Genomic DNA, 3,708 nt, shown 5'->3' with positions numbered 1-3,708 from the left:
TAAAAGTACACATTAACGAACGCCCTAAAAATATCCTTAAACATATAGAATCAATCGTTCACAAACATGTTAAAATACTTAGTGAACGTTCATTATGTTACATATACGTTAGCGAACGATTTTCTGGTAAAATGAAAAAAGAGAGATTAAGGAAAAGGGAGAAGATGTGTTCTATGGAAAATCGAAAATATGGATACATCCGTGTCAGCAGTAAAGATCAAAATGAGCAGCGTCAAGTTGTTGCAATGAAAGAAAAAGGCATCCATGAACGCGATATTTTTATGGATAAAGGTAGTGGTAAGGATTTCCAACGTTCCCAATACCAACTGCTCAAACGGATTCTTCGACCTGGAGATGTGTTGTATATCCATTCACTTGATCGCTTTGGACGGAATAAAGAAGAAATTGTGGAAGAATGGAATGCCATCACGAAAGAGCTTCACGCTGATATTATTGTGATGGACATGCCCCTACTGGATACAACCCAATATAAAGACAGCATGGGCACCTTTATCGCCGACCTGGTTTTACAGATACTTTCTTGGATCGCACAAGATGAACGGGAACGCATTCGCAAACGACAAAGTGAAGGGATCGATGCAGCAAAGAATCAAGGAAAGGTTTTTGGTCGTCCAAAAGTCCAGATTACAGAGACATTCATGGTTGCGTATGATGAATGGAAAAAAGGTGAGATTACAGCAACACAGGCGATGCAGCAAGCGAATGTTAAAAAAACAACGTTCTATAAACTGGTTAAACGGGTGGAACTTAAAGAGGTTGGAACATAAAAGTGATTTTGTTCCAATCTCTTTATATATATATAGCGCAAAATAGCTTTTAAAATAGGTGCAAAGTAAAAACAAAAGTCACACAGCAATTAACAAGTTTATAGCTAGTTACTACTTTTTCTTGCACCAAAAAGTAGTGTGAATATCAGATACAAGAAAAAGAGTATGATAATTAAACTGGCAAGAATGTTATATATTTGATCTGCATGGTAGTTAATAAATGTTATTCCCAGGTTATCCAGATTACCGAGAAAATTATCTGTACCTTGAGTGTTGAGACCACTCAGGTCCATTAAAAAAAGTATGATTAACGTTACTGCAACAAGAATTACCACACTGAGTATTTTCTTCAACATTAAAATCACTCCCCAATTCAGAAATCTTTTTTATTGTAGATAGTATATGTGGTTAACCAAGATACTGTATAAATGATTAGAACTGCCATCATAAGAACTATGGGTACTAGCCAACTGAGAACACCATCACTATTTGATAAGGTAATTCCATAAGTACTCATTAACTCAGAAGAATTACTGAGTAATACAGTACTTACAATAAAAACTAATAAAATTATAGATGTGATATTACCCTGCTTAAAGATTTGAAATAATGGAAACGTAAATGCAGCTAACAAAAGAAATAAGGATGATCCTATTAAAATATCCGACATAGCAAATGGTTTGTTGAATAAAAGCAGGGAACCACTCACTAGAATGATGGAAACAATGGTATAAAGTATTGCACCGAGATATCTTGAAGTAATTATTTCCAGCCTTGTATAAGGAAGAGAATTCAGTAATTTATCCGACTCTACTTTTTCATCATAAGCAAAAGCGTTAAATGGTATATATAAAGCTGCTAATGTAAATATCAAAAACGGTGAAGACCACATGAGTACAAAGAATAGTATAAATGGTATGTATAACCATAAAAGTTTCTTCTGTAATATCAAATCTCTTCTTATTAAATTAATCATCATTGTCATCTCCATTGAAAAAGTACATGATTTCTTCTAAAGATATTTTATCTATAATCACGGTATCTCCAAAAATCCGTCGAATTTTTTCAACATCATCAGTCATCGCTTCAAAAGTATCACTTGACTGGTTGATATGGACGAACGCTTTAGAAGTATCTCTATCCAACAGCTCTAGTTCACCTTTTACCAAGGAAAATTTTTCTTGTAAATCATTTATAGAGTGATTGAATATGACTCGTCCGTCTTTTATAAAAGCCACATAATCTGCAATTTTCTCTAAATCTGATGTGATATGAGTAGAGAAGAAAATCGTCCGATTTTCTTCAATCAGAATATCCTGCAGGATATTCAGCAGCTCCCGTCTGAAGACAGGATCTAAACCTGCAGTAGGTTCATCCATAATTAACAGCTCTGCATCATGTGAAAGTGCAATAGCGAGGGAGGCTTTCATCTGCATTCCTTTAGAAAATGTTTTTATCGGTTTATTCTTAGGCAGATTGAACTTTTTAAGATAATTGAAATAAGTGCCCTTATTCCAATTACGATAGGCCGGACCGACTATCCTCTGGATATCTGAAAGATTCAATCCTTCATAGTAGATATTGCTGTCATAAACAAAGCCGATTCGACCCTTAATTTCTTTCTCATGTTCTTCATAATTCAGTCCGAAAATTTCTAAATCCCCTGAATCGGGTCTCATCAAATCCATCATGATTCGTATCGTAGATGACTTCCCTGAACCATTAGAGCCTATGAGCCCAGTAATATAGCCTTTATTAATGTCCAGGCTCAAGTTTTCTAAAGAAAAATCTTTAAATTTTTTGTTTACATTTTTTAATTTAATTATTGTTTCCAATATAATCACTCCTTGTAGAATATGTTCAGCATTTCCTGTAATTCCTCCAAACTGATTCCAATCTCTTTACTGTTTGCTATGACGTCATGCATTTGTTCTTCTACAGCCTTCATTTTCCTCTCTTTAATTATTGAGAGATTTTGTTCAGCTACAAACGATCCCTTGCCAACAATCGAATAAGTATAGCCTTCTTTTTCCAGCTCCTCATATGCACGTTTTGCAGTAATTACGCTAACACCCAATTCTTTTGCTAATTTCCTCATCGAAGGCAATGATTGGCCCTCAGTCAAATCACCTGTCAGTATCAAAGATTTTACTTGTACATATATTTGAGTATAGAAGGGTTCTTTGGAAGTGTTCGATAAAAATATTTTCAAATTTTAACCCTCCCTTTTAATTATATTGTTACTATACAATGTATACAATTATCATAGTATACTTTTTCCTTCTTTTCTACCCTATAAATCAAATTTCCAGAAAAAAATTTAGAATTTTATAAAACCCCATTACTGGCGAATATATTGGCCAATAACGGGGTTTTATAAGAAAAAGGTGAACCGTCTGAAGTCTTTATTTCAAATAGGTTGCTATATATTAATAACTTAGGAGGCATCGATTTTGCATATTATCTTAAGTTCAATGATTTTCTTGGGATATGGTTTCTTCTGGCGGCAACCGATGAGATAAAAGCTTGGTCGACCGTGTTGAAATCCATATCTTTAGGCAGGCCATCCCTTCTGAGCAAGCCANAACTCCTTGCCACAATCGAAGGTGATGGATTTGAATAGGTTTCTAGGCATCTTTTGACACCATGTATTAATGGCAGACTCAATATCCAGTGCGGTTCTGCCTTTGGGTTTTAATGTGATGATGGCTTTTGACAGACGCTCAACCAGCGTGATGACCGCACTCTTGTGACGGACACCGACAATGGTGTCGCCTTCAAGGTGGCCGAACTCTTCATTGAAAGTGGGATAGTCATCCACTCTTTCAGAGATATTACGCCTGAAGGCTTGTCTGCCCCGGCGTTCCTGATGGCCATTCGGTTTTCGCTTGCCCTGCATTGGCAGCTTGGCCGCATCAAA

4 protein-coding genes and 1 pseudogene are annotated in these 3,708 nt (G+C 35.8%); 1 reads left to right on the top strand and 4 read right to left on the bottom strand.

What is annotated here, in order from left to right:
- The first annotated feature begins 173 nt into the window (after positions 1-173).
- Positions 174-788: a recombinase family protein gene (locus ABD734_RS03975; RefSeq protein ID WP_344701653.1), complete on the top strand. Its 615-nt coding sequence runs from the start codon at positions 174-176 to the stop codon at positions 786-788.
- Positions 789-1,161: 373 nt separating this feature from the next.
- Here ABD734_RS03975 and ABD734_RS03970 read toward each other — a convergent pair whose 3' ends face one another.
- The 4 genes and pseudogenes from ABD734_RS03970 to ABD734_RS03955 form a co-directional block, all read right to left on the bottom strand.
- Positions 1,162-1,764: an ABC-2 transporter permease gene (locus tag ABD734_RS03970; protein WP_425568293.1), complete on the bottom strand. Its 603-nt coding sequence runs from the start codon at positions 1,762-1,764 to the stop codon at positions 1,162-1,164.
- A complete protein-coding gene (locus ABD734_RS03965; protein WP_344701649.1) occupies positions 1,757-2,623 on the bottom strand; it encodes an ABC transporter ATP-binding protein in 867 nt (288 codons plus the stop codon). Before ABD734_RS03965 ends, ABD734_RS03970 begins: the two co-directional genes overlap by 8 nt.
- A 5-nt stretch (positions 2,624-2,628) precedes the next feature.
- Positions 2,629-3,000: a GntR family transcriptional regulator gene (locus ABD734_RS03960; protein ID WP_344701647.1), complete on the bottom strand. Its 372-nt coding sequence runs from the start codon at positions 2,998-3,000 to the stop codon at positions 2,629-2,631.
- A gap of 248 nt (positions 3,001-3,248) precedes the next feature.
- Positions 3,249-3,708, bottom strand: a pseudogene (locus ABD734_RS03955) (IS30 family transposase); the annotation flags it as partial.

Source organism: Salinicoccus jeotgali, assembly GCF_039538805.1.
GTDB classification, from domain to species: Bacteria; Bacillota; Bacilli; order Staphylococcales; family Salinicoccaceae; genus Salinicoccus; species Salinicoccus jeotgali.
The sequence above is the reverse complement of the archived record's forward strand: the minus strand, read 5'-3'. Positions and strand labels throughout refer to the sequence as shown.